Raw genomic sequence first — 26,710 nt, 5'->3', positions numbered from 1 at the left:
TCTTCTGTAAACTGAAAGTAATCAATCACCGGCAATCGCTTCGGTTTTCGTTTTCTCACGGGCTGCAACACGAATATCCTTTAAGTAGTAAGCTCCAAAGAAAACACCGATGAGAACGTAGCCTGCTGCATAATCCGCTGCCGCTGCGAAGCCCATAGATGGAGCGTGCATCAGACCGATAAAGCTTAAAAATGCAGCGATGAAAGAGAACAGAGCAGCTTTATGATATTCATGGTCAATCAGGAAAACTGTAATAGCACCTAAAATAATGGCTGTAAACATAGCACCTTGTCCCAGAGGCACAATCCCGGCAGACAGATCTGCGATCATTTCCGGATTATTGCCGTTGAATCGTGTCATCAGGTAGTTTGCGAAATATGGAAGCATTGCGATTGAAACAGCAATGTAGTATTTTTTCTCGTTTGTAGCAAAGGCAGAAGAGACCATAGAAATACCTACATAAACAAGGATTGGGGCAACTACAGCAACAGGAATGATTGCTGAAAGAGCTGCAATAACACCGAACATGGCGGCTATGAAGAAAACGCCAGCGTTAAGAATACTGTATCCCCGTCCTGCTCCCATCCATTTTGATCCAACGGAAGCAATGTAAACTGTAGTAGGGAACATCCCGCCGAAAACAGCTCCGAGCATTGTGCCGACTCCGTCGACAGCCTGGCATTCCCTTACATCATAATTGTCGCCTTCCGCGGCCATTGCTTCCACATTATTCATTGTTTCTATTGCATTATAAATGGTAATAGGCAGTAAAACAGCTAGAAGTGCGATCGCAGCTCCAAGCAAATACTGAAAACCTTCAAAAACAGCAAGGGAAGGGAGGATTGGATAAAATCCAAGGTTTCCGAGTCCCTCATTTACCGTGCTAATATCTGCATAACCGAGACCGAACGCCATTACTGTACCTATAATGATGGCAAAAAGAGAAGCCGGAATTTTAAACGGAAGAGAAACCTTTCCAACAATCCCTAACAGGATAACAGCAAGAACGAACAGCCCTACAACAGGCATCTCCAGTGTTTTAAAAAGCATTTCACCAGCGATAAACGCCAGAGCTACACCAGCAAGGGCTCCGAGCATTGCAGCTCTTGGGAGATTTCTTTGAAGCCATTTCCCGGTAAAGCTTGCGAGAACTTCAATCAATCCGCTGAGAAACGCGGCTGCAAGAGCGATTTTCCAGGCAAGTTCCGGATCACCGGTCAGAGCATGTGCAGGAACTAAGACTCCGAACAGGAAGATAAACATTACCGGGGTGCTGATTCCGTATGATAAGGCGGTAACATCTGTACGCCCTTCTTTTTTCGCGAGGCGTCCGGCCATATAAGCATAGTATAAATTTCCGAAAATAACAGCGACTGCTGCCCCGGGAATAACCTTTCCGAAGACGAGGGAAGCGGGAAAGCCAAGTCCCAGCATCGTAACTGTGATAATTACAAAATTTGCAAGGTTGTTCTGAAAGAGGGCAAAGAAAGCATCAGTATCTTCTCTTTTAAACCATGGATAATTAATTGCTTTTGCTGAGTTCATAGTATTGGCTCCTTTTCTGATTACCGGCTTGCCGGCTGTTTTTCTTCTGCAAGGAAAGTTACTTTTCCATCAGTTAATGAACGGATACGGGCGAGAGATTCCACCCTGTAACTAGAGTCTTCAAGCTGCTTACGCCCTGGCTGAAAAGCCTTTTCAATAACGATACCGATTCCTGCTATTTCGGCACCTGCCTGCTCAGCGATTTCAATTAATCCGAAAGCAGCCTGGCCGTTTGCAAGGAAATCATCAATGATCAGAATTTTGTCCTTGCTGGAAATTAAGTCTTTGGAAACAGCAATTTCGTTGCTCTGCTGCTTTGTAAATGAATAAACCTCTGCAGTGAAAAGCCCATCAAGCATAGTGAGTGATTTTCTTTTCCGGGCAAAAACGAGGCCGCAGCCGAGGTGCAGAGAAGCCATTAAGGAAGGTGCTATCCCCGATGACTCCAGGGTCAATATTTTAGTAATACCGTCATCTTTAAATTTTTTGGCGAAGGTTTTTCCTATCTCATCCATTAATGATGGATCAATAGCGTGGTTTAAAAATGAATCAACTTTTAAGACTCCATCGTTAACAACACTGCCTTTGTTCTGTATATAATCTTTTAATAGCTCCATTTTCTAACTCCTCCTGTTAAACTTTTTGAGAATCTCTCGAACAGATTCCGGGTTGAAGCGCAAAACAATAAAAAAAACCCGGGAAGACCATCACTGTGACTCCAAGTGAATGGTCTTCTCGGGTTTTTCCAGGAGAAAAACAGGGAAACAATTTATACATAACCAGCATTAATTTAACAAACGCTAATGTAAAGTTCCTGCGAGAGGCCGTTCACTCGTAGTCAAACAATTTCCGGTCGTTTGGTAGAGACTCGTGAGCCTTATTCTCACAGTTATACGAGTGTTAATTATTAAGATGAACTGATTATAGCATATTAATCTGTATCAGCAAACTAATTTTTCCGAACTATATCTTCCTGTCGGTAATTAATGTTCGGAAAAAAATGTAATTTTCTTTTCAAGTGATATTCGTTTACAAACTATCGCGGTTTTTAATAAAATAGACCTACCTCATGTGTAACATGTATATACAAAAAAAACTAATTTCTGAACTGGAAGGTGATTCGCATGTTAAAAAAACTATTTAGACTTGATAAAAATAAATCGAAAGAAGTAGAAATGCCTGAAGCTGATGGGAAGGATGTACTTGCAAGCCCTATGAGCGGAAAAGTAGTACCACTCACCGAAGTACCCGATCCTACTTTTTCACAGAAGATGATGGGGGACGGAGTAGCTGTAGTCCCTTCAGAAGGAACCGTTGTATCACCTGTGCATGGAGAAATTATGCAAGTGTTCCCTACTAAACATGCCGTGGGAATTAAAACAGTAAACGGCGTTGAAATTCTTATTCATATTGGGATTGAAACTGTAAATATGCAAGGGGAAGGATTCAAAGCGTTTGTTAAAGAAGGAGATAAAGTCGCCAAAGGGGACAAACTGATTGAGTTTGATATGCAGCTTGTGGAACAAAAGGCGGAAAGCACAATTACTCCTGTAATTATCACAAATGGGGATGCTGTACAATCTATCGAGAAAAACGAGAATACTGATAATGCATCAGCAGGTGAAACGGTAGTGATGACAGTCAACAGCTAATACTAAGGAGAAAGAGACTGGGAGAAAACAGCCTCTTTAAAGTAAAAAGGTACCAATTATCGTAATTAGATAATTGGTACCTTTTTTAGCGTTATATAAACAAGTGTAAATACAGGGTTCGATTTATTCCACTTCCATGATCAGATTTGGATCAAGAAAAGCTACTACAAGAATAGCAACGACAAAGCAGTAAATTGCGAAATAGATAAGCTTGCTCTTTTTCAGGAATTCGATGAGCCAGATGATTCCTATAATAGAGAAGATGAATGTTACTATGAATGCAACAATCAGATTCCCAACGCCGATATACTCAATAACTTCGGCCGAGATATCTCCGACTGCCAGGACGGTGGAACCAAGGATTACAGGAATTGACAGCAGGAAAGAATATCTTACTGCTGTTTCTCTGTTCAGGCCGGCGAGAAGAGAGACAACGAGGGTTGCCCCGGACCTGGATATACCGGGTATAACAGCCAGCGTCTGGCCAAGGCCAACAAGAACGGAATCCCAGAAAGTCATGGTCTTCTCCGTTTTATTACCGTAACGGTGGAACCGTTCAATAAAAATCAGAGCCAGCCCTGTAATCACCAGGGCCCCGGCGATGAATGGAGGAGTCTTTATAGAATCCGCTGCAAGGTCAGATAAAACAACTCCTAACACTCCGGTAATTAAAGTGGCAACCAGTATGTACAGGCCGAAGAAAAACTGAGTTTTGTCCTCCTGTTCTCTTTTTGCTAAAAAGCGAAAGAAACCTTTAATAACATTCCAGAGATCTTTCCAGAAATATAAAGTAACAGCGACTACGGAAGCCAGATGGAGAAATATTTCAAATGCAAGACCTGGAAAAGTATAGCCGAAAACAAGCTGTGTAATAACAATATGAGCCGTGCTGGATACAGGGAGAAATTCTGTCAGCCCTTGTACTATACCAAAAATAATTGCTTCAAATAAACTCAAGAGGATCTTCCTTTCATACACATTAATGGTAATAAAAATGACTATCATAACTACATCTTTTCTGCACAGCATACGAGACTTTTTCATTTTAACAGATTTTACAGTGTCAGGTTAATAAAATTTAGCAAAGCAAGTCCTAATGAATCTTATTATATAAATATACATACCAGGAGGAGAAGATGAACAGATTGTGAAAATTACTCTAATTATTTTTGTAGACGAGAAAAAACCTTTATACTGGAAGGTGAGGAGAAGGAGGTGCCCCTATGACAAGCAGGAAACTGATCACATTATTTATATTAATCGCAGCTATTGGCACAGGATCATACATTGTAAACGACCACTCTCAAAAGCAGGCAGCCAATGAGCAGCGGCTTCAGGAATATTTGGAGAGCGGCGGAATAGATGAAAGACAGAGTGAACATGAAAGCACTGGACCACAGGCCGGGGCGCAGGCTGTGGATTTCAGGCTGCCGGTTTTCGGTACTGATGATGAAAAGAGTTTATCAGACTTTCAGGGAGACTTTGTGGTCATGAACTTCTGGGCTTCATGGTGTCCCCCATGCAGAGAAGAAATGCCGGATTTTATCCAGTTCTCAGAGGATTATGAAAATGAAGATGTTCAGGTGGTCGGTGTTAATATGACAACTACGGAGCGAAATGAAGATTCAGTCGCCCAGTTCATCGAGGATTTTCCGATGCCTTTCCCTACACTTATGGACCAGGATGGAGATGTGTATAACAGTTATCAGGTAATGGGAATACCGATTACTTATGTAATTGATCCTGAAGGTGAAATAGTTATCAGGAGACAGGGTTATGTAAATTACGAGCTTCTTAAAGAATTCCTTGCAGAGGCGAGAGAGCAATATGAACAAAGTTAATCAGCCTGGATAATAAATTTAGAGGCTGGGACAGAGATAAATATTTAACTTTAAAAACGAATGATGAGGAGCGGTGTCTATGCTCCTATTCTGGTTCTCATTCTTTTTTAGTAAAATATATTTTGTCCTAGCCTCTTTTAGCTGATAAACTCAGTCCCTGTGATTTTCGTAAAAATCTTCTTTTGTAATTCTCTGCAGTTTTTCCACAAGCTCTTCAGACAGAGGAGGAACCTCAGCAGCAGATATATTATCTTTTACCTGGCTGATTTTGCTGGCTCCGGGAATTGCTGCAGCAACAACAGGCTGCCCGGCCACGTATCTTAGGGCCATTTGCTGAAGGCTTATCTCATGAGACTTCGCTTCTTTATTAAGATCGCCCAGAGTCTTCTTCAGTTCTTCGTTACTGTAACTTAAGTATCCGTCCTCTTTTAACCGCTGTTCAAATTGATCAGTAAGAAGTCCTTTAGCAACTGGCCCCCGGGCAATTACCGAAATGTTGCTTTCATTTAACAGGCCAAACCATTCTTCGGGGCGGCGGTCCAGAAGACTATACTGCATCATAATACTTACGATATTGGATTTCTCGGCGTATGCTTTGATGACATTAGGTCTGATCGACGAAATTCCGTAATAGCGGATAGCTCCCTCTTTAACTAGATCTTCGAAGGCTTCAATCGTTTCTTCTACAGGGTCTTCTATGGTGCCTCCGTGCAGCTGGTATAAATCTAAATAGTCTGTATTAAGACGTCTTAAGGAATCTTTAACCGCATTTTTTAAGTAATCCTTCGACGGATTCCAGCGCCAGCCATCAATTCCTTTCCCCCATTCATTGCCTCCTTTTGTAGCGAGAACTATATCCTGGCGTTTTTCTTTAATGGCTTTGCCAATTGTTTCCTCATTCATCCCGAAATCATACAAATCGGCCGTATCAAAATAATTAACTCCACCATCTATTGCTTCATGGATTATGCGCTCATCTTCTGTGTAATTGCCTGTGAGAGACATACAGCCAAAGCCGATTTCTGATACGAATAGCTCTGAATTGCCTAAACGGTTTTTCTTCATTTTTCCACCTCGTTTATTTATAATTTCTTCGCTTATTTGCATTACCCTTATTTTAAATGGTAACAACAAGCTGCTTAAGCTTCAAATGCAGAGTATTTTCTTTTCTGTTCCGGAATATATTTCATAAAGTGAAACTCAATCAGAATGGGGCCATCCCTCTCTGATTAATTAGTTGATCAATCGGGATGGGAGTTCCGGGCGGTTACATCGGAATAAATGGAGGTGGGGTAATTGCTTCTTGAGGAACAAGTTCAGGTGCTGGAAGTTACTGAGGTTTCCAGAGAAGTTATACATTTGAAGACGAGTGGAGGTGCTGGGAGGGCAATACTGTACCGCCGTTTATGCAGGGATGCGTCAGTGGGGGACTGGGTTATTGTAAATACTACAGCAGTATACCTGCATCTAGGCACAGGAGGATGGGATATCGTCAGGACAGTTCTTCCTGAGAATGAGGTTAATGAAACAAGTTTAAAGGAGAAGCCTGACGGACATATTATGAAACTGCGCTATTTGGGAGACCAGCACAGTGTACTGGCGCTGGAAGCCCCGGAAAGCGATGAACACGGCTTATTTAAAAATCGGCTTAGTTTGAAAAACAAGCATGTGCTTATTGGGGAATTACACAGCATGCTTATCATTGTCTGGGTTTTACTATCGTCAAAGAAGCCCCTGGTGGCAGTGATTAGCGATGAAGCTTCCCTCCCTTTGCCAGTGAGCAGGAATCTGGAATATCTTCATCATCAGCCAGGTTTTTATTCTCTTACCTCGGGACAGGCGTTCGGGGGAAAGGGGGAAGTTATTAATGTAGCGACTGGCCTCCAGTACGCTGCAGAAAAATTTCCCGATGCAGCAGTTATGGTGACACTGGGTCCCGGAGCTGCAGGGACTGGAACGACTTATGGATACAGCGGGCTTGCTCAGGCAGAGTGGGCTAATTTAACAGGCTCTTTTGGGGGGACCCCTGTGTGGATACCAAGGCTTTCGGATGCAGACAAAAGAAAAAGGCATCAGGGCATCAGCCATCATACAGTAACTCCGCTGACAGAATTAACGTATGCAAAAAGCGTCCTGCCCCTGCCTTCAGGAACTTATTCTGATCCTTTGCTGAAAGTTGGTGAAGGAAAACTCAGTAATTACCCGCATATCAGAATGGAGAAGATAGCCGAAGAGAAACTGTGGCCTAAACTGGATGCGGTTCAAAAGATGTCGCCGTTTCCTCTGACTTCCATGGGGCGGACGATGGACAAAGATCCCCTTTTTTTCCTGGGAGTCGCCGCTGCCGTCCATTGGTATCTGGAAGCAGAACTTCTGCACCATTCAGCTAATGTATGATATTCCCGTGATTGCTGTTTGAGAAATTCTCTGATTTCCCAAACTTTTCCGTAAAGAGTCATGCCATTTTTTCTGTAATAAACATGCATCGCCTTTCCTCCTCGTGAAAACAAATAGTAACTCTGGTATGCTAATCAATATGATGTCAATGGCTGTATCAGAACTGGAGGGAATCTAATGAAGGATTTTAATGAAAAAACCGTTAAGACGGAAGCTGTGTATAAAGGACGGATTATCGACTTAAATGTTCATGATATTATTCTACCCAATGGTAAAAATAGTAAACGCGAAGTCGTTAACCATCCTGGAGCTGTAGGGGTAATCGCTGTAACTGATGAAGGGAAACTGATCCTCGTAAATCAGTTCAGGAAGCCCCTCGAAAAGACTATCGCGGAAATTCCGGCAGGCAAGCTTGAAAAGAATGAGGATCCGTTAGTTTGCGCTAAGAGAGAGCTCGAAGAGGAAACTGGAGTTAAGGCGGAAAGCTGGAAAGCTCTTGGTTCTTTTTATACTAGTCCGGGTTTTGCAGACGAAAAGATCTACCTTTATCTTGCGGAGAATTTAAAGGAAGGTACGAAAAATACAGAAGAAGACGAATTTGTGGAAATGTTCGAAGTTACTCTAAGAGAGGCAGAAGAGTTAATAAAAAAAGAAATAATCCATGATGCAAAGACAGTTTTCGCAGTCCAGTACTTGAAACTCAGGGACAAATAACTCCTGGTTACCTGCTAAATTATCGAAATAAAGGTGGACAAAATGGCAGTAAATAAGCTCAAGAACTATTATATGGACTTACATATTCATATTGGGGCTGCAAAGAGCGGCCGTCCTGTAAAAATTACCGCCTCAAGAAACCTGACACTGGAAGCGGTTCTTGAGGAAGCTTCTTTCCGAAAAGGGCTGGACATTATTGGTGTTATTGATGCCCAGTCTCCGGAAGTTCTGGAGGAACTGGAGGAGCTTATTGATCAGGGAAGAGCTGTCCCGCTGAAAGGGGGAGGCATCCGTTTCGAGGAGAAGGTTACCCTTATTCCTGGGTCCGAGCTGGAAGTTTATGACCAGTCCTGCCAGGGGCCAGTCCATCTTCTCTGTTATTTTCCCGGGTTAAAAGAAATGAGGCACTTTTCTTCCTGGTGCGGAAAACGAGTGAAAAATATTCATCTCAGTTCCCAGAGAATTTATGCGCAGGCCCGGGAACTTCAGCAAAAAGTAAGAGAACTGAATGGATTATTTATTCCTGCCCATATTTTTACACCATTTAAGAGCCTGTACGGAAAAGGTGTGAAAACCTCATTAGCGGAGGTGCTCGACCCAGATGAGATAGACGCTGTAGAACTGGGGCTGAGCTCTGATACCTATATGGCTGATCAGCTTCCTGAACTCGCTGGATATCACTTTGTTACGAATTCTGATGCACATTCTGCTTCCAAAATAGCAAGGGAGCATCAAGTAGTAAAACTTGAAGCTCCGGACTTTTCTGAAATAGCGAAAATGTTTTCTTCTGCCGGGGAAAGAAGAATTTTGAGAAACGTAGGACTTCACCCGAAGCTTGGAAAATATTACCGGTCCTTTTGCCGTGCATGTGAACTGCCCGCTGTAAACTGCCTCTGTACAGGACATGGCCAGAGAGTGATGGGTGTCTCTGAAAGGATTAGGGAGCTTGCTGAAAGGCAGCGCTATTTTCTGGAAAACTCTTCGGAAGCATCTGGAATAAAGCCGGAAAGGCCCCCATATTTGCACCAGGTTCCTCTGGAATTTATTCCGGGATGCGGTCCAAAAACATTAAACCGCCTGCTTGACGCATTTCAAACAGAGATGCGGGTGCTTCACGAAGCGAAGGATGAGGAGCTCAAGAGTGTGATACCTGATAAAGTAGCGGAAAAAATTATTCAGGCGAGAGCGGGTGTATTTACTTTAAAAGAAGGCGGGGGAGGAATTTACGGGAAAATTCAATAGAAATATTCTTTCTAAGTGCGGGTCTGTTCTCTCTTCGCATTAACAGGCTGGGACAGTTCCATCCTTTTTCTATAAGGCACAGTTAAAGGTCAATATTGATTTTTACATGTATGTTGATTGTAGCGGAAGAAAGCGAGACGCCTTCGGGAATAGCAACGAGCAAAGCATCATGAAATACTGCGAGTTGTCTCGGCACATACCACTCCAAAGCAATACTCGTAGAGGAAGAGACAGGAACACAGCGGGAAAAGTATCTGTTTCTTCCTCTGCCAGATCAGCTTCGCAGCATATCCGTCGAAACAAATCGAAGCAGACTCGAGAAGTAGCGCTCTTTGAAGCAATGCCCGAGGCAAGCGAGCGTCCTGTAGTGAAAATCAACAATAAAGATTAACAGAGCTTTATTTAAAGAGAATCTATCTGATTGTCATAGACTGCTTCATAGTTTCATAGGATTAAACAGGACGAGACTTCAGAAAGAAGAGAGGCGGAACTATGAAGCGGGGAAGGACTGCTAAACTTGTATTAATCAGCCATATAGAGGAACACCGTTCCATTTATATGTTTTCTATTGTACTTTTATCCATGGGAGTCGTTTTTGGAGCTGTTATCGTAAACAGCCTTGGACTGACACAAAAAAATGAGCTGTATAATTACCTGTCACTGTTTTTCAGCCAGGTAGAAATGGGAGAGTTTGCTGTGCCTGCTGAAATATTTTCAGGAACTTTCTCTCATTACATTAAATACCTTGGCTTAATGTGGGTGCTGGGGCTCTCAGTTATCGGTCTGCCAATTATATTTATTCTTTTATTCCTCAAAGGCCTCGTAATAGGGTTTACAGTCGGCTTTCTCGTTAATCAGATGGGATTTGATGGTTTTCTTCTTGCTTTTGCTGCAATCTTTCCGCAGAATCTTATGCTCATTCCTGTTTTTATCACTGTTACTGTTTTTGCAGCTTCATTTTCAATAAAAGTATGGAGGCAGATAACGACCAAAAACCAGGAGCCAATATTCCGCCATTTTCTGGTGTATACAATTTTCCTCGCAGCAACTGCTGCTGCTATTGCGGTCGTCTCAGCCTATGAAGCGTATTTGTCGCCTGCGATAATGAAGCTTGTTTTTGGCTGGATAAGCTAACATAATACTATTTATTAAATAATAATAATTATAAAATCAATTTTATAACGATTCTCATTTGACACCCTTTTTTCTCAAAGAGTATAATATAACTACCGATAGCTGGTGTTTATTGGGGGGGACGATATGGAGCAGAGAATCGAGAGAATCAAGAAGCAGCTGCATTCGCAAAGTTATAAGCTTACTCCGCAGAGAGAAGCGACTGTCAGAGTGTTGCTCGAACATGAAGAAGATCATTTAAGTGCGGAAGATGTTTATATGCTTGTAAAGGAAAAGTCACCTGAAATCGGGCTTGCCACAGTTTACCGCACCCTTGAATTATTAACAGAACTAAAAGTAGTAGATAAAATAAATTTTGGTGATGGTGTTTCAAGGTACGACCTCCGGAAAGAGGGAGCGGCACATTTTCATCACCATTTAGTCTGTATTGAATGTGGTTCGGTGGATGAGATCCAGGAAGATTTACTGGAAGATGTAGAAAAAGTGGTAGAAAAAGAATGGAATTTCTATATTAAGGATCATCGGCTTACCTTTCATGGTATCTGCCACAGATGCAGGTAACCATGCTGCTGGAACCGAACATATAAAAGATTTTTTCGCACGAGCAATCGTGCGTTTTTTACTTTAATAAAATATTAAGTTTTTGCTGTGAAGCTGATTAAATGCAGTATTTTTTTCTGGGCATGAATATAAGCGCAAAATATGATTCTGTCTATGCCTTAAGGCTCGCCAACCGGCGGGTTTTCTTTTTTGCAGAGGAAGAGGCAGTGCTTCGGCCTGGGGTTAGCCGCAGGTAAAGAGTGTCGCTCGTAACCAAACCGCTTGCGCTTTTCTTAATTTGCCCTGAATTTACTGTTATTCTGACTAAAAGGTATATAAAAGGCCATTCCCGTCATATCCTGTATTAATTGCAGGTTATGAGAGGAAGATATGATATTATGAAACATGTAAAAACTATCTGGGAAGCAATTTTTGTATTTTTCTTATTCATGGGGTGCACGCTTGTTTTTTATTATGGTATTCTATGGGTGAGTGGGGAATATAAAGACTACCATCGATACGGGGAGCCGGAAGGAAGAGCGGTTAAAGTGCTTCAGCAGGACAGCGGTGGTATAATGAATGAAAGTTCGGTCTGGCGCCTGAAATATTTTTTGAATCATGGAGAATAACAGTGTAAAGGCGGAGATTATTTGGAACATGAACTGGAAGCATTTATTAAGTTTTTAAAAGAAGAAAAAGGGCTGTCAGTTAATACTACAGAGGCTTATTCAAGAGATTTAAAAAACTATATTAACTACATACAAAAGACAGAAAATAAAAAACGTACCGCTGAAATTACCAGGTCGTCTATTCTTCACTATTTATACAGTTTGAAAGACAGTGGCAAAACGAGCTCCACACTTGCAAGAACCTTGTCTTCCATCAGGGCTTTTCATCAGTTTCTGATTCGAGAATCTTATACAGACAAGGATCCGTCTGTTCAGATAGAAATTCCAAAGGCGGAGAAGAAGCTTCCGAAAATCCTGCCCATGGATGAAGTGGAAAAACTGCTGGATACATCAGTCGATAATCCATCGCTGAATATGAGAAATAAAGCAATGCTGGAACTGCTTTATGCTACTGGCATACGAGTGAGTGAGCTTTGCAGATTAACATTGCAGGATGTACATTTGGAAATGGGATTTATACGCTGTATCGGAAAAGGAAACAAAGAACGTGTCATTCCCCTTGGAAAATCTGCTGTGAAAATGACGGAGCGTTATCTTCGGGAAGCCCGTCCTTTACTAATCAGAGAGCAGCACGATATCCTGTTTGTAAACCACCATGGTAAACAAATGACCAGGCAGGGCTTCTGGAAAATTATTAAAAATCTTGCAGAGAAAGCGGGGATAAACAAAGAATTGACTCCCCATACGTTAAGGCATTCGTTTGCAGCCCATCTGCTGGAAAATGGTGCAGATATACGGGCTGTCCAGGAAATGCTCGGACATGCGGATATTTCCACTACCCAAATATACACTCAGGTAACAAAAATGAGAATGAAGGAAGTCTACTCCAAGTTTCATCCAAGAGCATAAGCCCAAGAACTAATTGGGCATTTTTGCTTTTTTATGTTATCAGTCGTCTGACATCTGACACCTGACAATAACGACAGGTTTATATATATCTTTAAGGGTATATAAAATGGAGAGACTATAAAAGATAAAAAAGCTGCATCTCTCTTCCTGTGCAAGCAATGCTGAGGAGAGTATCCCCGGGACATCCTGAAGCATATAGGTGAGGTTATGCCCGGTACTCACGAATATGTTATATGAGTGTTCCCCCTGGAGAGTCGTGCGTCCTGAAGGGGAAATTCAGATCAAATAATAAATTATGTAAAATAATTGATTTTCAGGAGGAAGAAAACATGAACGATTACAAGTATAAAAGAATTTTCTTAATAGTGATGGATTCAGTCGGCATCGGGGAGGCGCCAGATGCAAAGGAATTCAATGACGAAGGAGCCGATACCCTCGGGCATATCGCTGAGGAGATGAAAGGTTTAAAAATGCCGAATCTGGATCGGCTCGGACTGTCACATATTAAAGATTACCAAGGCGGAACGAAAGCTGAAACCCCGCTTGCCTGCTATGGAAAAATGGAAGAAGCTTCTGTAGGAAAAGATACGATGACAGGTCATTGGGAAATTATGGGCCTTAATATTGACCAGCCGTTTCGTACTTTTCCGGAAGGATTTCCAGAAGAACTGATCAATGACCTTGAAAAGCGGACAGGAAGAAAAGTACTGGGTAACAAACCTGCCTCAGGAACGGAAATTCTTGAAGAATTAGGTGAGCAGCATATAGAAACTGGTGACTTAATTGTGTATACTTCCGCTGATTCGGTGCTTCAGATCGCAGCACACGAAGAAGTGATACCGGTTAAAGAACTGTATGAAATTTGTGAAATCGCCCGGGAACTGACTCTTGATGAAAAGTATATGGTCGGCAGAGTGATCGCAAGGCCGTTTGTCGGAAGCCCTGGCAACTGGGAAAGAACTTCAAACAGGCATGACTATGCTTTAAAACCATTTGGGCGTACTGTAATGAATGAACTGAAAGACAGCAATTTGGATTCTATCGCTATCGGCAAAATTTCAGATATATATGACGGGGAAGGCATAACAGAATCCTTGAGAACGACTTCAAACATGGACGGTATGGACAAACTGAACGAAACTCTTCTCATGGAATTTACCGGATTGAGCTTTTTAAATCTTGTTGATTTCGACGCTAAATTCGGCCACAGAAGAGACCCGATTGGTTATGGCAAGGCGCTGGAAGAATTTGATGAGCGTATGGATGTAGTACTGGAAAAACTAAAGGAAGATGATCTGCTTATCATAACAGCGGACCACGGGAACGATCCTGTTCACCCTGGCACAGATCACACAAGAGAATATGTACCCCTCCTTGCTTATAATAAGCGGATGAAAGAAGGGAAATCCTTAGGGGTCAGGAAAACGTTTGCAGATATTGGGGCTACGGTCGCAGACAATTTTAAGGTGAAAATGCCCGAGTTCGGCAAAAGCTTTTTAAATGAGCTGGAATAAAGGAGAGGGAAATTAATGGAGACAGCGAACATAATCAAGGAAGCAAAAGAGTATATCACCTCAAGAACGAATGTAAGACCTGAAACAGGACTCATCCTGGGTTCTGGCTTAGGTGTTCTTGCAGAAGAAATCGAGCAGGCGGAAATTATCCCTTATTCAGATATCCCCGGGTTTCCTTCTTCCACTGTAGCAGGCCATAAAGGGCAGCTGGTTATAGGGAACCTTGAAGGCAAGCCTGTTGTAGCTATGCAGGGGCGTTTTCACTTTTATGAAGGCTACAGTATGGAACTGGTAACTCTTCCGGTCCGGGTAATGAAAGCAATCGGGGTTAAAACTTTAATAGTTACAAATGCAGCCGGAGGAGTTAATGAAAGTTTTGAAGCAGGAGATTTAATGTTAATAAATGACCATATTAACTTGTTTGGGACTAACCCGCTTATTGGCCCAAATGACGCAGGGCTTGGTGTCCGTTTTCCGGATATGTCCAGAGCGTATTGCCCGAAGCTTCTGAAACAGGCAAAACAGGCAGCGGAAGAATTAAAGCTTACAGTAAAAGAAGGGGTATATGTTGGGAACCCCGGCCCTGTATACGAAACACCTGCTGAAGTACGGATGATCCGGACTCTCGGTGGTGATGCGGTAGGTATGTCCACTGTTCCGGAAGTGATTACCGCACGGCACAGCAGTATGAAAGTTTTAGGTATATCATGCATTTCAAATATGGCTGCCGGCATTTTGGATGAACCACTATCACATGAGGAAGTAATCGAAACTACTGACAGAGTGAGGGAAAATTTTCTTGCCTTCGTCAAGAAAACAATGCAGAAGATAGAAGGGTAGCTATTCCCTGCCAGAGGGAGCAGTGCATAAGCAGATTCGGAAAGAGGGGAATTTATAATGAGAATGGTTGACTTAATTGAAAAAAAGCGTAATGGTTTTTCCCACACGAAAGAAGAAATTGAATTCATTATTTCCGGCTATTCAGATGGAGAAGTTCCTGATTACCAAATGAGTGCGTGGGCTATGGCTGTATTTTTTCAGGGGATGAACGAGGAAGAGACAGCAGTGCTTACTGATGCGATGGTCCGCTCTGGGGATACGATTGACCTGTCACCGATAAACGGGATAAAAGTGGATAAGCATTCTACAGGAGGAGTTGGCGATACCACTACACTGGTACTTGCCCCTTTAGTTGCGGCAGCGGGTGTTCCCGTCGCAAAAATGAGTGGCAGAGGTCTCGGACATACCGGAGGAACGATCGACAAGCTTGAATCGATTCCGGGCTTTAGTGTGGAAATTACAAACGAGGAATTTACGGGCCTCGTTAATAAAAATAAGGCAGCGGTAATTGGACAGACAAAGAACCTTACTCCTGCCGACAAGAAACTGTATGGTCTTCGGGATGTAACTGCGACGGTAAACTCCATACCTCTTATTGCCAGTTCAATAATGAGTAAAAAAATCGCTTCAGGAGCAGATGCTATCGTTCTTGATGTGAAGACAGGCGCCGGCGCTTTTATGAAAGAGCTCTCCGACTCAAGAGAGCTGGCTGAAACAATGGTGAAAATCGGAAGGAACCTGGAAAGAAAAACATCTGCAGTAATCTCCGATATGAGCCAGCCACTTGGTTTTGCGGTAGGTAATGCGCTGGAAGTAAAAGAAGCCATTGATACGCTGAAGGGGGAAGGCCCTGAAGATCTTACAGATCTGTGTCTTACTTTAGGCAGTCATATGGTAGTTCTTGCAGAGAAAGCAGAAAACCTGGAGAATGCCAGGGAAATGCTTGAAGAATTAATCTCATCAGGTAAAGCGCTCAGCCAGTTTAAAGTATTTGCTGAAGCACAGGGGGGAGACCCTTCTGTTATCGACAATCCGGAGAAGCTTCCGTCTGCTGAATTCCAGATTGAAGTAAAAGCAGAAAAAGATGGGTTTATATCAGGAATTGTCGCTGATAAGATAGGTACTGCAGCTATGATGCTCGGAGCCGGCAGAGCAACAAAAGACTCGGAAATCGATTTGTCAGTGGGGATTGTATTAAATAAAAAAATCGGGGATTCAGTTAAAGCTGGCGAGTCGCTCGCCACATTACACGCAAATACTGAAAATGTTGATGAAACTGCTGGAAAAGTGCGTGAATCGTTCACTGTTTCGGACAAACCTTTTGATTCCCCGCCATTAATTTATGATGTAATAAGTGAATAATGATTTTATATAAAACGGGCCTTCTGCATGTGCAGGGGGCCCGTTTTGCAATAGCATATCCGTCTTTTGCCCTCCATTTTCCAATCGTGCAAATATTAGTATATTAACGAAGCTTTCGGGCAGAATGGTAAAGAAAAAGAATGGAGGGATAAGATTGAAAAGGTTGTTCGTAATTTTTATTTTAGGTATATATATATTTTCCTCAGGTACTGCTGTTTTCGCAGAAGAGGCTTCTGTGGATCTGGCAGACCAGGCAACTTCTGCAATATTAATTGAGAGGGATACGGGAGAGGTCCTCTATGAAAAGAACAGTAAGGAACAGCTTCCCCCTGCAAGTATGACCAAGATTATGACGATGCTTTTAATAATGGAAGCAATCGATACAGGCAAGCTGAAGTGGGATGATAAAGTCCGGGCGAGTGAAAGGGCAGCATCCATGGGAGGATCGCAAATCTTCCTGGAGCCTGGAGAAGAGATGACTGTGGAAGAAATGATGAAAGGAATTGCCATCGCTTCAGGAAATGATGCTTCTGTGGCAATGGCTGAACACCTGGCAGGATCTGAAGAACAATTTGTGCAGATGATGAATGATAAAGCAAAGGAGCTTGGTCTTAAAAGTACAAAATTCCAGAATTCAAATGGCCTTCCAGCTGAAGATCATTATTCGTCAGCTTCTGATCTGGCAATAATGGCAAAAACACTACTGAAGTATGAAGACATTACTAAATATACAAGCTTGTATGAGGACTACCTGCGGGAAGATTCAGAAGATAAGTTCTGGCTCGTTAACACAAATAAATTAGTGAAATTTTATCCAGGTGTAGATGGGCTGAAGACCGGCTACACGAGCGAGGCAAAATATTGCCTTACTGCCAGCGCTAATAAGAACGGCATGAGAATAATTGCGGTTGTCATGGGGGCACCGACTCCAAAGGAACGTAACCGCCAGATTACGGAAATGCTTGATTATGCATACAGCCAGTATGAGCTCCAGCAAAGATATAAACGTGGTGATCTCCTTGGCGAAGCGAAAATTAGTAAAGGTTCACTGCCAAACGTTTCTGTACTTGTGGAAGAGAATGTATCTTTACTCTTGAAAAAAGGGGAATCCACTGAGGGGATTACAGAACGCCTTGAAATTGACCAGCCAGTACCGGCGCCTGTCCAAAAAGGAGATCCTGTAGGGCGGCTCTATGTGGAAAAGGACGGGAAAGTTCTTTCCGAAACAGTAGTAGTAGCAGAAACTGATATTACTGCTGCTTCCTACTGGACGTTAATGAAGCGAACAGCGTCTCTTCTCGTCGGTAAAAGGAACTTTTGAGCATCGGTTCTTGAGCAGTTTTGACGAATAGACACTAGTTTTGAACTGAAGCAGGAGACCAGATGGGCGGCACAGAAAAACTAGTAACGCAAAACCAATTTTCCTCGTGGGAGAGGAGAACTGGAAGGTTAAGAATTTAAGACAAGGGGTGGAAAAATGGGTTTGCTAATCGACTTGGAAAAACGGGACAACGTACTATGTGTAAGACTGGAAGGTGAACTGGACCACCACACCGCTCTGGAACTGAGAGAAAAGGTGGATAGCGCTCTGGAAACAGAGGGGCTTACTCACATTCTATTAAATCTTAAAGAGTTGAGTTTCATGGACAGTTCAGGGCTGGGGGTCATTTTAGGGCGCTATAAATATGTAAAGACTCTTGGCGGTGAAATGGTAGTCTGCTCTATTTCCCCTCACATTAAACGGCTGTTCGAGATGTCCGGTATGTTCAAAATTGTGAAGCTTGCTTCCAATGAAATGGATGCACTTTATGTCCTGGGGGTGGCGTCGTGAAAAATAAAATGGAACTTGCTTTCTCCGCAAGAAGTGAGAATGAGTCCTTTGCAAGAGCGACTGTAGGAGCATTTGTGTCTCAGCTTGATCCGACGATGGATGAACTGACAGAAATTAAAACTGTTGTGAGTGAAGCAGTTACAAATGCAATAATCCATGGGTATTCGGAAAATACGGATGAGATGATCGACTTATTTGTGGAGCTGGAAGAGGATGTAGTACGAATAGTTATCCGTGATAAAGGAAATGGAATTCATAATGTAGAAGAAGCGAGGCAGCCTCTGTACACCACAAAGCCAGAGCTGGAAAGAAGCGGGATGGGTTTTACAATAATGGAAAATTTCATGGATAAGGTCGTAGTCGAATCAGAACCGATGGCTGGAACAACTGTAACTCTGGTGAAGCGCCTGTCTAAACAGCGTGCGCTTTGTAATTAAGGGGAAAGCCTATGGATGTTGAGGTTAAGCAAACAAAAGCAGGTAAAGCATATTTAAATGACAAAGAGGTAAAACACTTAATAAAAGAGGCTCAGGGTGGTAATCAGGAGGCGAGGGATACTATAGTCAATATTAATACCCGTCTCGTCTGGTCTGTTGTCCAGCGTTTTCTGAACAGAGGTTATGAAGCTGACGATTTATACCAGATCGGATGTATCGGCCTAATAAAATCAGTGGACAAATTCGACCTGAGCTATGATGTTAAATTTTCTACCTACGCGGTTCCAATGATTATTGGTGAAATACAGCGTTTTTTAAGAGATGACGGAACAGTTAAAGTAAGCCGTTCTATTAAAGAGAGTGCTAATAAGATACGAAAATTGAAAGATGAACTATCAAAGACTCTCGGCAGAACACCTACCGTCAAAGAGATTGCCGAGAAACTGGATATGACTCCGGAGGAAGTAGTGTTTGCCCAGGAAGCAAGCAGGCAGCTTACGTCTATTCATGAAACAGTATATGAAAATGATGGCGACCCTATTACCTTGCTGGATCAGATATCAGATGAAGGAGATATGAAGTGGTTTGACAAGATTGCTTTACGGGATGAAATCGAGAAGCTGGAGGAAAGAGAGAAACTGATCGTATATCTGCGGTATTATAAAGACCAGACTCAGTCGCAGGTAGCTGAAAGACTTGGAATCTCCCAGGTGCAGGTTTCCAGGCTTGAAAAGAAAATATTAAAGCAGCTCAAAGAACAGCTTGGCTGAAGCCAGGCTGTTTTTTCTTTGGCTTTGAGGAAGTTATAAAATTCCGGCGATAAAGCCGGTTCGACACAGTGAAATCAAAATAAAATAAAAGGAGTTTTTCCGGTTATATGCAGACTGGGGCTCGGTCGGGGTGGTATAAGGGGAAGGTTTCCGGTTATGCGAGCCAAATTCTCTCATTTTTGCATTTTTGAGTTAATAAGTGGAATTGCTCCGTTATTTAAGCCCTTTTTAACAAATATTATTAATTAACCAGATTTTTTTGCGTCTAAATATTAAATCGGCTGCTTAACCTAAACCTCAAAAGCCGATAAGTGCAAACTCTCTTGATTCTGGAGGCGGATCGATATTATTTTTGCTAAAGGGTTCCATCCATTATCGGGTCTTTCTTTATTATTTCTGAATGAGATGGAAAAGAATCAATCATACTAACAGCAAACCCTTGAGGTGAAGATACAGGCAGATAAAGAGTATCCTCATAAACTGGGAGCCGCCAGGCAGCATTTTTGCTGAGAGTGGATTTTCCCAATAAGGAGTAAGGAGATGGACAGAAGGAAACGGGTCATTATTATAACGGACGGAGATGCAACGGCAAGGGACGCAGCAGCTAAAGCAGCAGAGAACTTGAATTGTTCCTTTGTAAAAGAGTCGTCAGGGAATCCAAGCACCCATACAGCGGAGGAGCTGCTTAAGCTCATCCTGAAAGCAGAAAAAGAACCTGTACTCGTCCTGTGTGACGATTGTGGCTGGATAGATGAAGGTAAGGGTGAGAGGGTTCTGATGAGTCTCGGGAAATCTCCGCAAATTAAAATCCTCGGTGCTGTGGCTGTAGCCTCTCACTCGGACAGCAGTGAATGGACGAAGGTTTCTGTTTCGATTGATAAGTATGGAAATCTCACAGAATACGGGGTTGATAAGGAAGGAATCAGGGATATCGAACCAGGGAGAATCAGAGGCGACACTGTGTCAGTATTAGACCAGCTGAAGCTTCCCTGCATTGTAGGTATTGGCGATCCTGGAAAAATGGGCGGTTATGATTCTGTGGAACGAGGGGCGCCGGTCACAACAATGGCCGTTGAATTGATTATCGAAAGGAGCGGGTTTGATGGATCTGGTTCAGAAGGATAACAAGGAGCCAATTTCCAGGAATATAAGAGATAATGAAAGGACAATAACAGAGCGGACAGGTATTGGTACAAGCTTTGATGTAGGCATAAGAAAGCTGAATATCCTTGATAAGGAAGTGCAGTTCTATTTCGTCAACGGATTATGTGATATTCAGTACATAATCGAGCTGCTGAAAGAACTGATGGACCTGGATTCCAGAGAAAAACGGGAATATCAGGTACGGGATCAGATTGTAAACAGGTTGACTCATGTCCAGGTTGAATATGTAAAAACAGTGGAAGATGCCATCACGGAGATGCTCTCAGGGTTGATTTTTATACTTATTGATGGTGAAGCTGAAGCAATTGTGGTGGACGTAAGAAGTTATCCTGGACGAGGACCTGAGGAACCTGACACAGAAAGAGTGGTCAGAGGAAGCAGGGACGGTTACACTGAAAATATTATTGAAAATACAGCTTTGACAAGAAGACGGATCAGAGATGAGCGGCTTCGTAATGAAATAATGAAGGTTGGCAGAAGATCCAAAACAGATATTTGCCTCTCTTATATAGATGGTATCGCTGACCCTGATTTAGTGAAAGTGATTCGAAAAGAGCTTGAAGCCATTGATGTAGATGGAATCACAATGGCAGATAAGGTAGTAGAGGAATATGTTGTGAAGCAGGGGGCAAATCCATTCCCTGTTGTAAGGTATACGGAACGTCCTGACGTCGCTGCAACACACCTGCTGGAAGGACATGTGGTAGTCATTGTCGATTCCTCTCCGAGCGTAATTATATTTCCGGTTACTTTCTTTCATCATGTGCAGCACGCCGAGGAGTTCAGGCAGGCGCCAATGGTAGGTACATTTTTACGGTGGGTGAGATTTTCAGGTATGTTCCTTTCTTTGTTAATTCTCCCGCTGTGGCTGCTTGTAGTGATGGAACCTGGACTCCTTCCGGATGAACTGGAATTTATCGGGCCAAATGAGACGACAAATGTACCTGTTTTCCTGCAGATTGTATTCGCAGAACTTGGGATTGAACTGCTTAGGATGGCTGCGATACATACCCCTTCCCCTCTTGCTACAGCATTAGGTCTTGTTGCAGCACTGTTAATAGGTGAGATTGCGATAGAAGTGGGGCTTCTTGTTCCGGAAGTCATTCTTTATGTTGCAGTAGGGGCGATCGGAATGTTTGCAACTCCAAGCTATGAGCTGTCTCTTGCCTTGAAGATGTCACGCCTTGTACTAATCCTTCTTGTTGCTGTGTTTAAGCTGCCTGGGTTTGTACTAGGGCTGACAATCTACCTGATCTGGCTTTCTGCGAAGAAAAATTTAAATGTTCCGTACTTGTGGCCGCTGATCCCCTTTTATCCGGTAGCTATGATGGATATTCTGATCAGGCAGGCTGTACCTGTGAAACGAAGAAGGCCTAGTATTGTTCAGCCTCAAAACGTCATTAAACAAGGGTCTTCCTGATAAATGGACCAGTTGCTGTTTTCAGTAAATTGTCCCTGCGCTTCGTATTTGCTTCGGCGTAAAACTTCATAAATTAATATTGTAATGGCCGTAAAGGTATGTTATTGTTGAAAACAACAGTTTTAACTATTGACATAACAGAGGAAAATATTTATGTACACCTCGAAAAATAATCGTCAGAGGTAGAGGAGCAATGAGAATGAGTAGGAACCTGGAGCGGCTGGAGCGCTAGGAAAGGTTTTGAAAGGTCAAATTGCCGAAGCGTCCGCGGTTCTCCAAACTGTGGAAGGCTGGGGTTTTGCTGAAAAAGCAAAGCACTGTCACTGCATGCTGTAGTGGAGTACTATCCGATGGAAAGCGATGATGATCGTTTGCGTCCAGGATAACGGAAAAACAGCCCCGTTATCCTTTTTCTGTGAATGAAACATCTAAACAGAGCTTATCCATCGGGAAAGATGAACGAGGAGAGATATTTATGGGATTATACGGAACGAGTAAAATAAACGAGCTAGGCCATTTAGAGATTGGCGGAGTTGACACAGTCGGACTGGCGGAGAAGTACGGAACGCCTTTATATGTATATGATGTGGAAGATATCGTGAAAAGGGCAAGCCAGTTTAAAGGGGCTTTCGAAAAGCATAATATTAACTACCAGGTTGCATACGCAAGCAAAGCTTTCAGCTGTGTGGCAATGATGCAGCTGGTGGATGAGCTTGGCTTAAGCCTGGATGTCGTTTCAGGAGGAGAGTTATATACTGCTCTGGAAGCAGGCTTCCCTGTAGAACGTATCCATTTTCATGGGAATAATAAATCCCATGAAGAAATAGAAATGGCCGTTAAAGCAGGTATCGGCTGTTTTGTAGTGGATAATTTTACTGAGCTGTCATGGCTTATGGCAATTACTGAATCACTAAAGGTTAATACAAAGGTACTGATCAGGATTACACCAGGAGTGGAAGCACATACTCATGAGTATATTTCCACCGGACAGGAAGACTCAAAATTTGGTTTTGATATTCAAAGCGGGCAGGCAGATAAAGCGATAAAAATGATCCAGTCACACAGCTTTGTTGAACTTGAAGGAGTCCATTCTCATATAGGTTCGCAAATCTTTGAAACAGAAGGCTTTGTTTCTGCCATCCATGAAATATATAAGTTATTAAAACTATGGAATGACAATCTGCAATTTGAACCGGCAGTAGTAAACCTTGGTGGCGGTTTTGGTATCCGGTATACGAAAGAAGATTCACCCCTGCCCCTTGGCGACTATGTAGAAGCGATGGTGGCAGCTGTAAAAGAACAGGCGGAGGAATTCGGCCTCAAAATCCCGGAAATATGGATTGAGCCGGGGCGAGCTCTCGTTGGTGAGGCCGGTACAACGCTCTACTCCATTGGAGCCCGTAAAGATATTCCGGGGGTCCGGACATATTTATCTATAGATGGCGGTATGACTGATAATATCAGACCGGCACTGTATCAGGCTAAGTACGAAGCTGCCGTTGCGAATAAAATGAATGAGCAGCCTGGGGAACTTGTTTCTATAGCTGGTAAATGCTGTGAAAGCGGCGATATGCTCATCTGGGATATTGAGCTCCCTGAAACGAGGATGGGAGATGTTCTCGCCGTCTCCTCAACTGGCGCTTATGGTTTTTCTATGGCAAGCAATTATAATCGGATTACGAAGCCTGCCGTTGTTTTTGTAGAAAATGGTGAAGATCATCTTGTTGTTAAACGGGAATCGTTTAAAGATCTCGTGCGCAATGAGATGCCGTATCGTTTAAACAGAGATAAATCTTCATTTGTTAACAGCATCTAACAAATAAGGCTTTATTAAAGGCTAATGTTCATTTTATTTTACACCTGTTGATTGTAGCGAAAGGAGGCAAGCGAGCGTCCTGCAGTGAAAATCAACAATATGTTTAACAGCGCCAAAAAGAAAAAAAGTGGGCTTGTTTCCATTCTTAACCTTTATATAGTACAATAATAAAGATATTTGTGTTGACATTGTTATTTTTATCCCAGGAGGTTTTGTAAATGAAAAAAGGTTATATCAAACTCGAGAGCGGAGACACTGTGGAACTGGAATTTTTCCCGGAAGACGCTCCAAAGACAGTAGAAAACTTTGAAAATCTTGCAAATGAAGGATTTTATAACGGCCTGACATTCCACCGTGTTATCCCTGGTTTCGTTGCGCAGGGTGGCTGTCCTCACGGAACAGGCACAGGCGGCAGTGGAAAAACGATCAAATGTGAGACAGAGGGCAACCCAAACAAACACCTGCAAGGTTCTTTATCAATGGCTCATGCTGGGAAAGACACTGGGTCAAGCCAGTTTTTCATCGTACATGAACCACAGCCGCACCTCGATGGCGTGCATACTGTATTCGGCCGCGTAACAAAAGGTATGGATGCTGTGCTTCAAGTAAAGCCAGGCGACGTTATGGAAGAAGTTAAAGTTTACGACGCAGAGTAATTGTATGGAAACACTCCCCATTAAGGTACCCCGGGAGTGTTTTTGCAATATGCCGTATACTGTTTCTGACAGAAAAATCTTTTCAGAAGCAAATTTAAACACAATTTTTATATTTGTGATATAATAAACAAAACTTAATTACCGATTCCTTCGGGGCAGGGTGAAATTCCCAACCGGCGGTGATAAAGCGTATACGCTTTTAAGTCCGTGACCCGGCGTTTGATAACGGCGGTGGATCTGGTGAGAGACCAGGACCGACAGTATAGTCTGGATGGGAGAAGGAAATTGCGGTGAAAAACGAGTGGGTATTGAAGCAGGGATATTTCTGTCTATTTTTAGAATACTACAGTGTATTCCCATTCTTCGATATGGAAATTATTTACTGGCTGAGTACTGTAATCCGGCCTGTTTATTTCCTGTGCAAAATTTTCGTTGAATACCCTTTCTTTTTTCACCACAACTTACCCTGAAGGAACTGTATCTTTCAGGGTTTTTTCTGTTTCTTTAGTCACGATAAAGATTGGAGATTTTAACAATGGACCATCATTATATGAAAATGGCAATTGATCTGGCAAAAAGTGCAAAAGGACAGACTGCGCCAAATCCAGCTGTAGGTGCGGTAATTGTAAAGAATAATGAAGTAGCCGGTTTTGGAGCCCATCTTAAAGCAGGAGAACCCCATGCAGAAAGACATGCGCTGCAGATGGCCGGAGAGAAAGCTGAAGGAGCAGTAATGTACGTTACCCTCGAGCCTTGTTCTCATTACGGAAAGACGCCTCCCTGCGCAGACGCAGTCATTGAGGCTGGTATCAGGAAAGTCTTTGTAGCTTCCAGTGACCCTAACCCGAAGGTTGCCGGAAGAGGGATACAAAAACTGAAGGAAGCGGGAGTAGAAGTTATTGAAGGCTTTTTGAAGGAAGAAGGCGACAGGATCAACCGGGAGTTTTTCCACTTTATAAAAACTAAAAAGCCTTATGTTACATTAAAGTCAGCCACCAGCCTGGATGGAAGAATTGCAACTAAAACTGGTGAGAGTAAATGGATTACCGGTGAAGAAGCAAGGAAGGATGTACATATGCTTCGTCACCAAAATGATGCCATTCTTGTAGGAGTTAATACAGTTCTGGCCGATGATCCCCTGTTAACTACAAGGCTTGATGGGGGTGGAAGGAATCCTGTAAGAATTATCCTTGACCGGAGGCTGAGAACCCCGTCAGAGGCTGGAATAGTGAAAGATAAGAGTGCGCCAACATGGATCATCACAACAAAAGGTGCACCTCAGGAAAAGAAAGACTTGCTATGCCGTACTGGTGTAAAAATAATCGAAATGGAAAGCAATGAAATTAATATAACTGAGCTTCTTGCTATCCTTGGAGAGCATGAAATTACATCTCTGTTAGTGGAGGGAGGAGGAATTGTGAATGATGCCTTCCTTCGCTCAGGAGAATTTCAGCAGGTAATTGTTTATCTCGCCCCTTCTATTATTGGAGGCAGCGAAGCAAAAGGAGCTTTTTCAGGAGAAGGGATTTCCAGCCTTGCTGATGCTCCTCAGCTTGAAGTAGAAGCAACAGAACAAATTGGCAAAGATATTAAGCTCATACTCCTTCGAAAGGGTGAAATTTAATGTTTACGGGAATAATTGAAGAAAAAGGAACCATTCTGGACATGCGCCAAACAGGGGATGCCATCGTTATGAAAATTAATGCGAAGAAAATCCTCGAAGATGTAAATCTTGGCGACAGTATTGCTGTAAACGGTGTCTGTCTTACTGTAACATCTTTTGACTCGTCGATGTTCACAGTTGATCTTATGCCTGAGACGGTAAGGAGTACGAGCCTCCGTGATTTGAAAAATGGTTCTTATGTGAATCTGGAAAGAGCAATGGCGGCAAATGGCCGGTTTGGAGGGCATTTTGTGTCGGGGCATGTGGATGGAATAGGCACAATTCAGAATAAAAGCCCGGAGCATAACGCGGTTTATTATGAAATTAAAGTGGAACCTGCCCTGAGAAAGTACATGATTATGAAAGGGAGCGTTACGGTGGACGGTACCAGCCTGACTATCTTCGGGCTTACAGACGACTCGTTTACTATTTCCCTTATACCTCACACTATGGAAGAAACGATTATTGGCAATAAAGTGCCCGGGGACATTGTTAATATAGAATGTGATATGCTCGCAAAATATATTGATCAGCTGCTAAAAGGCGGGGGAACTGGTAAGGACCGGGAACAGGGCAGATTGACAGCCGACTTTCTTGAGAAAAATGGCTTCTAAATTCGTTATTCTAAAACAGC

Annotated in this window: 27 protein-coding genes and 3 riboswitches; of the genes, 22 read left to right on the top strand and 5 right to left on the bottom strand. The window is 42.7% G+C overall.

Translation table 11 applies throughout. From position 1 onward, the window contains the following. Positions 1–21 precede the first annotated feature (21 nt). Both BK582_RS21560 and BK582_RS21555 read right to left on the bottom strand, forming a co-directional pair. A complete protein-coding gene (locus BK582_RS21560) occupies positions 22–1,545 on the bottom strand; it encodes a uracil permease (RefSeq protein WP_078597011.1) in 1,524 nt (507 codons plus the stop codon). 20 nt (positions 1,546–1,565) lie between these two features. Beyond that, positions 1,566–2,162 carry a xanthine phosphoribosyltransferase gene (locus tag BK582_RS21555; protein WP_078597010.1) on the bottom strand — a complete coding sequence of 199 codons (597 nt, stop codon included), beginning with the start codon at positions 2,160–2,162 and terminating at the stop codon, positions 1,566–1,568. A gap of 198 nt (positions 2,163–2,360) precedes the next feature. After that, a riboswitch (purine riboswitch) is annotated at positions 2,361–2,462 on the bottom strand. 207 nt (positions 2,463–2,669) lie between these two features. Here BK582_RS21555 and BK582_RS21550 point away from each other — a divergent pair. Further along, the gene (locus BK582_RS21550) at positions 2,670–3,197 is read left to right on the top strand and encodes a PTS sugar transporter subunit IIA (RefSeq protein ID WP_078597009.1); all 528 of its coding nucleotides are present in this window, start codon (positions 2,670–2,672) and stop codon (positions 3,195–3,197) included. A gap of 123 nt (positions 3,198–3,320) precedes the next feature. On the opposite strand, the gene uppP is transcribed toward BK582_RS21550, so the two are convergent. Then, complete coding sequence (gene uppP, locus BK582_RS21545; protein WP_078597008.1) at positions 3,321–4,154, bottom strand: undecaprenyl-diphosphatase UppP; 834 nt, start codon at positions 4,152–4,154, stop codon at positions 3,321–3,323. A 266-nt stretch (positions 4,155–4,420) separates the two neighbouring features. On the opposite strand from uppP, the gene BK582_RS21540 reads away from it, so the two are divergent. Next, on the top strand, positions 4,421–5,038 hold the full coding sequence (locus BK582_RS21540; protein ID WP_078597007.1) for a TlpA family protein disulfide reductase: 618 nt from the start codon (positions 4,421–4,423) through the stop codon (positions 5,036–5,038). 150 nt (positions 5,039–5,188) lie between these two features. Here BK582_RS21540 and BK582_RS21535 read toward each other — a convergent pair whose 3' ends face one another. Next, positions 5,189–6,103 (bottom strand): aldo/keto reductase, encoded by a 915-nt coding sequence (locus tag BK582_RS21535; protein WP_078597006.1) that lies wholly within the window; start codon positions 6,101–6,103, stop codon positions 5,189–5,191. A 231-nt stretch (positions 6,104–6,334) separates the two neighbouring features. Here BK582_RS21535 and BK582_RS27925 point away from each other — a divergent pair, with 231 nt between their 5' ends. The 18 genes from BK582_RS27925 (at position 6,335) to BK582_RS21440 (ending at position 24,413) form a co-directional block, all read left to right on the top strand. Continuing rightward, positions 6,335–7,435, top strand: a complete 1,101-nt coding sequence (locus BK582_RS27925; RefSeq protein ID WP_078597005.1) for a DUF3866 family protein — start codon at positions 6,335–6,337, stop codon at positions 7,433–7,435. A 177-nt stretch (positions 7,436–7,612) separates the two neighbouring features. Then, positions 7,613–8,149, top strand: a complete 537-nt coding sequence (locus BK582_RS21520; protein WP_078597003.1) for an NUDIX hydrolase — start codon at positions 7,613–7,615, stop codon at positions 8,147–8,149. A 42-nt stretch (positions 8,150–8,191) separates the two neighbouring features. Beyond that, positions 8,192–9,391: an endonuclease Q family protein gene (locus BK582_RS21515; protein WP_078597002.1), complete on the top strand. Its 1,200-nt coding sequence runs from the start codon at positions 8,192–8,194 to the stop codon at positions 9,389–9,391. A gap of 492 nt (positions 9,392–9,883) precedes the next feature. Further along, the gene (gene spoIIM, locus BK582_RS21510; protein ID WP_078597001.1) at positions 9,884–10,525 is read left to right on the top strand and encodes a stage II sporulation protein M; all 642 of its coding nucleotides are present in this window, start codon (positions 9,884–9,886) and stop codon (positions 10,523–10,525) included. 126 nt (positions 10,526–10,651) lie between these two features. After that, entirely contained in the window at positions 10,652–11,086 is a 435-nt protein-coding gene (gene fur, locus BK582_RS21505; RefSeq protein ID WP_078597000.1) for a ferric iron uptake transcriptional regulator, read from the top strand. A 377-nt stretch (positions 11,087–11,463) separates the two neighbouring features. After that, the gene (locus BK582_RS21500) at positions 11,464–11,694 is read left to right on the top strand and encodes a YqzK family protein (RefSeq protein WP_078596999.1); all 231 of its coding nucleotides are present in this window, start codon (positions 11,464–11,466) and stop codon (positions 11,692–11,694) included. Positions 11,695–11,715: 21 nt separating this feature from the next. Then, positions 11,716–12,603 carry a site-specific tyrosine recombinase XerD gene (xerD, locus tag BK582_RS21495; protein ID WP_078596998.1) on the top strand — a complete coding sequence of 296 codons (888 nt, stop codon included), beginning with the start codon at positions 11,716–11,718 and terminating at the stop codon, positions 12,601–12,603. Positions 12,604–12,932: 329 nt separating this feature from the next. Beyond that, positions 12,933–14,117, top strand: coding sequence for a phosphopentomutase (gene deoB, locus BK582_RS21490; protein ID WP_078596997.1), 1,185 nt, complete (start codon positions 12,933–12,935; stop codon positions 14,115–14,117). Between the two features lie 15 nt (positions 14,118–14,132). Next, the gene (locus BK582_RS21485; RefSeq protein ID WP_078596996.1) at positions 14,133–14,957 is read left to right on the top strand and encodes a purine-nucleoside phosphorylase; all 825 of its coding nucleotides are present in this window, start codon (positions 14,133–14,135) and stop codon (positions 14,955–14,957) included. 57 nt (positions 14,958–15,014) lie between these two features. Further along, positions 15,015–16,319, top strand: a complete 1,305-nt coding sequence (locus BK582_RS21480; RefSeq protein ID WP_078596995.1) for a pyrimidine-nucleoside phosphorylase — start codon at positions 15,015–15,017, stop codon at positions 16,317–16,319. Positions 16,320–16,473: 154 nt separating this feature from the next. After that, entirely contained in the window at positions 16,474–17,640 is a 1,167-nt protein-coding gene (locus BK582_RS21475; protein ID WP_078596994.1) for a D-alanyl-D-alanine carboxypeptidase family protein, read from the top strand. Positions 17,641–17,796: 156 nt separating this feature from the next. Continuing rightward, entirely contained in the window at positions 17,797–18,150 is a 354-nt protein-coding gene (spoIIAA, locus tag BK582_RS21470) for an anti-sigma F factor antagonist (protein ID WP_078596993.1), read from the top strand. Continuing rightward, positions 18,147–18,587, top strand: coding sequence for an anti-sigma F factor (spoIIAB, locus tag BK582_RS21465; RefSeq protein WP_078596992.1), 441 nt, complete (start codon positions 18,147–18,149; stop codon positions 18,585–18,587). The genes spoIIAA and spoIIAB overlap by 4 nt, the downstream gene beginning before the upstream one ends. 11 nt (positions 18,588–18,598) lie before the next feature. After that, on the top strand, positions 18,599–19,357 hold the full coding sequence (gene sigF / locus BK582_RS21460; RefSeq protein WP_078596991.1) for an RNA polymerase sporulation sigma factor SigF: 759 nt from the start codon (positions 18,599–18,601) through the stop codon (positions 19,355–19,357). A 540-nt stretch (positions 19,358–19,897) separates the two neighbouring features. Next, complete coding sequence (spoVAEA, locus tag BK582_RS21455; RefSeq protein WP_078596990.1) at positions 19,898–20,482, top strand: stage V sporulation protein SpoVABEA; 585 nt, start codon at positions 19,898–19,900, stop codon at positions 20,480–20,482. After that, complete coding sequence (locus BK582_RS21450) at positions 20,460–21,941, top strand: spore germination protein (protein WP_078596989.1); 1,482 nt, start codon at positions 20,460–20,462, stop codon at positions 21,939–21,941. Before spoVAEA ends, BK582_RS21450 begins: the two co-directional genes overlap by 23 nt. A gap of 175 nt (positions 21,942–22,116) precedes the next feature. Continuing rightward, positions 22,117–22,295: riboswitch (Lysine riboswitch) on the top strand. A 121-nt stretch (positions 22,296–22,416) separates the two neighbouring features. Beyond that, positions 22,417–23,757 carry a diaminopimelate decarboxylase gene (gene lysA / locus BK582_RS21445; RefSeq protein WP_078596988.1) on the top strand — a complete coding sequence of 447 codons (1,341 nt, stop codon included), beginning with the start codon at positions 22,417–22,419 and terminating at the stop codon, positions 23,755–23,757. Between the two features lie 218 nt (positions 23,758–23,975). Further along, entirely contained in the window at positions 23,976–24,413 is a 438-nt protein-coding gene (locus BK582_RS21440; RefSeq protein WP_078596987.1) for a peptidylprolyl isomerase, read from the top strand. 142 nt (positions 24,414–24,555) lie between these two features. After that, positions 24,556–24,700, top strand: a riboswitch (FMN riboswitch). Between the two features lie 48 nt (positions 24,701–24,748). Here the strand turns inward: BK582_RS21440 and BK582_RS28160 are convergent. Continuing rightward, a complete protein-coding gene (locus BK582_RS28160) occupies positions 24,749–24,871 on the bottom strand; it encodes a hypothetical protein (RefSeq protein ID WP_276328222.1) in 123 nt (40 codons plus the stop codon). 77 nt (positions 24,872–24,948) lie between these two features. Between BK582_RS28160 and ribD the strand changes: the two genes are divergently transcribed. Together ribD and ribE are read left to right on the top strand one after the other, a co-directional pair. Further along, the gene (gene ribD, locus BK582_RS21435; protein ID WP_078596986.1) at positions 24,949–26,037 is read left to right on the top strand and encodes a bifunctional diaminohydroxyphosphoribosylaminopyrimidine deaminase/5-amino-6-(5-phosphoribosylamino)uracil reductase RibD; all 1,089 of its coding nucleotides are present in this window, start codon (positions 24,949–24,951) and stop codon (positions 26,035–26,037) included. Beyond that, the gene (gene ribE / locus BK582_RS21430) at positions 26,037–26,690 is read left to right on the top strand and encodes a riboflavin synthase (RefSeq protein WP_078596985.1); all 654 of its coding nucleotides are present in this window, start codon (positions 26,037–26,039) and stop codon (positions 26,688–26,690) included. The genes ribD and ribE overlap by 1 nt, the downstream gene beginning before the upstream one ends. Positions 26,691–26,710: the final 20 nt, after the last annotated feature.

Source organism: Evansella clarkii, from assembly GCF_002019695.1.
GTDB classification, from domain to species: Bacteria; Bacillota; Bacilli; order Bacillales; family Salisediminibacteriaceae; genus Evansella; species Evansella clarkii.
Note: the sequence above shows the minus strand (reverse complement) of the source record. Positions and strands in the feature narration are given on the sequence as shown.

What these genes read in the sequence shown, in the direction of transcription:
- BK582_RS21560 (WP_078597011.1), bottom strand. Translation starts at nt 1,545, where the DNA reads ATGAACTCAGCAAAAGCAATTAATTATCCATGGTTTAAAAGAGAAGAT.
- BK582_RS21555 (WP_078597010.1), bottom strand. Translation starts at nt 2,162, where the DNA reads ATGGAGCTATTAAAAGATTATATACAGAACAAAGGCAGTGTTGTTAAC.
- BK582_RS21550 (WP_078597009.1), top strand. Translation starts at nt 2,670, where the DNA reads ATGTTAAAAAAACTATTTAGACTTGATAAAAATAAATCGAAAGAAGTA.
- BK582_RS21540 (WP_078597007.1), top strand. Translation starts at nt 4,421, where the DNA reads ATGACAAGCAGGAAACTGATCACATTATTTATATTAATCGCAGCTATT.
- BK582_RS21535 (WP_078597006.1), bottom strand. Translation starts at nt 6,103, where the DNA reads ATGAAGAAAAACCGTTTAGGCAATTCAGAGCTATTCGTATCAGAAATC.
- BK582_RS21520 (WP_078597003.1), top strand. Translation starts at nt 7,613, where the DNA reads ATGAAGGATTTTAATGAAAAAACCGTTAAGACGGAAGCTGTGTATAAA.
- BK582_RS21515 (WP_078597002.1), top strand. Translation starts at nt 8,192, where the DNA reads ATGGCAGTAAATAAGCTCAAGAACTATTATATGGACTTACATATTCAT.
- spoIIM (WP_078597001.1), top strand. Translation starts at nt 9,884, where the DNA reads ATGAAGCGGGGAAGGACTGCTAAACTTGTATTAATCAGCCATATAGAG.
- fur (WP_078597000.1), top strand. Translation starts at nt 10,652, where the DNA reads ATGGAGCAGAGAATCGAGAGAATCAAGAAGCAGCTGCATTCGCAAAGT.
- BK582_RS21500 (WP_078596999.1), top strand. Translation starts at nt 11,464, where the DNA reads ATGAAACATGTAAAAACTATCTGGGAAGCAATTTTTGTATTTTTCTTA.
- deoB (WP_078596997.1), top strand. Translation starts at nt 12,933, where the DNA reads ATGAACGATTACAAGTATAAAAGAATTTTCTTAATAGTGATGGATTCA.
- BK582_RS21485 (WP_078596996.1), top strand. Translation starts at nt 14,133, where the DNA reads ATGGAGACAGCGAACATAATCAAGGAAGCAAAAGAGTATATCACCTCA.
- BK582_RS21480 (WP_078596995.1), top strand. Translation starts at nt 15,015, where the DNA reads ATGAGAATGGTTGACTTAATTGAAAAAAAGCGTAATGGTTTTTCCCAC.
- spoIIAA (WP_078596993.1), top strand. Translation starts at nt 17,797, where the DNA reads ATGGGTTTGCTAATCGACTTGGAAAAACGGGACAACGTACTATGTGTA.
- sigF (WP_078596991.1), top strand. Translation starts at nt 18,599, where the DNA reads ATGGATGTTGAGGTTAAGCAAACAAAAGCAGGTAAAGCATATTTAAAT.
- spoVAEA (WP_078596990.1), top strand. Translation starts at nt 19,898, where the DNA reads ATGGACAGAAGGAAACGGGTCATTATTATAACGGACGGAGATGCAACG.
- BK582_RS21450 (WP_078596989.1), top strand. Translation starts at nt 20,460, where the DNA reads ATGGATCTGGTTCAGAAGGATAACAAGGAGCCAATTTCCAGGAATATA.
- lysA (WP_078596988.1), top strand. Translation starts at nt 22,417, where the DNA reads ATGGGATTATACGGAACGAGTAAAATAAACGAGCTAGGCCATTTAGAG.
- BK582_RS21440 (WP_078596987.1), top strand. Translation starts at nt 23,976, where the DNA reads ATGAAAAAAGGTTATATCAAACTCGAGAGCGGAGACACTGTGGAACTG.
- ribD (WP_078596986.1), top strand. Translation starts at nt 24,949, where the DNA reads ATGGACCATCATTATATGAAAATGGCAATTGATCTGGCAAAAAGTGCA.
- ribE (WP_078596985.1), top strand. Translation starts at nt 26,037, where the DNA reads ATGTTTACGGGAATAATTGAAGAAAAAGGAACCATTCTGGACATGCGC.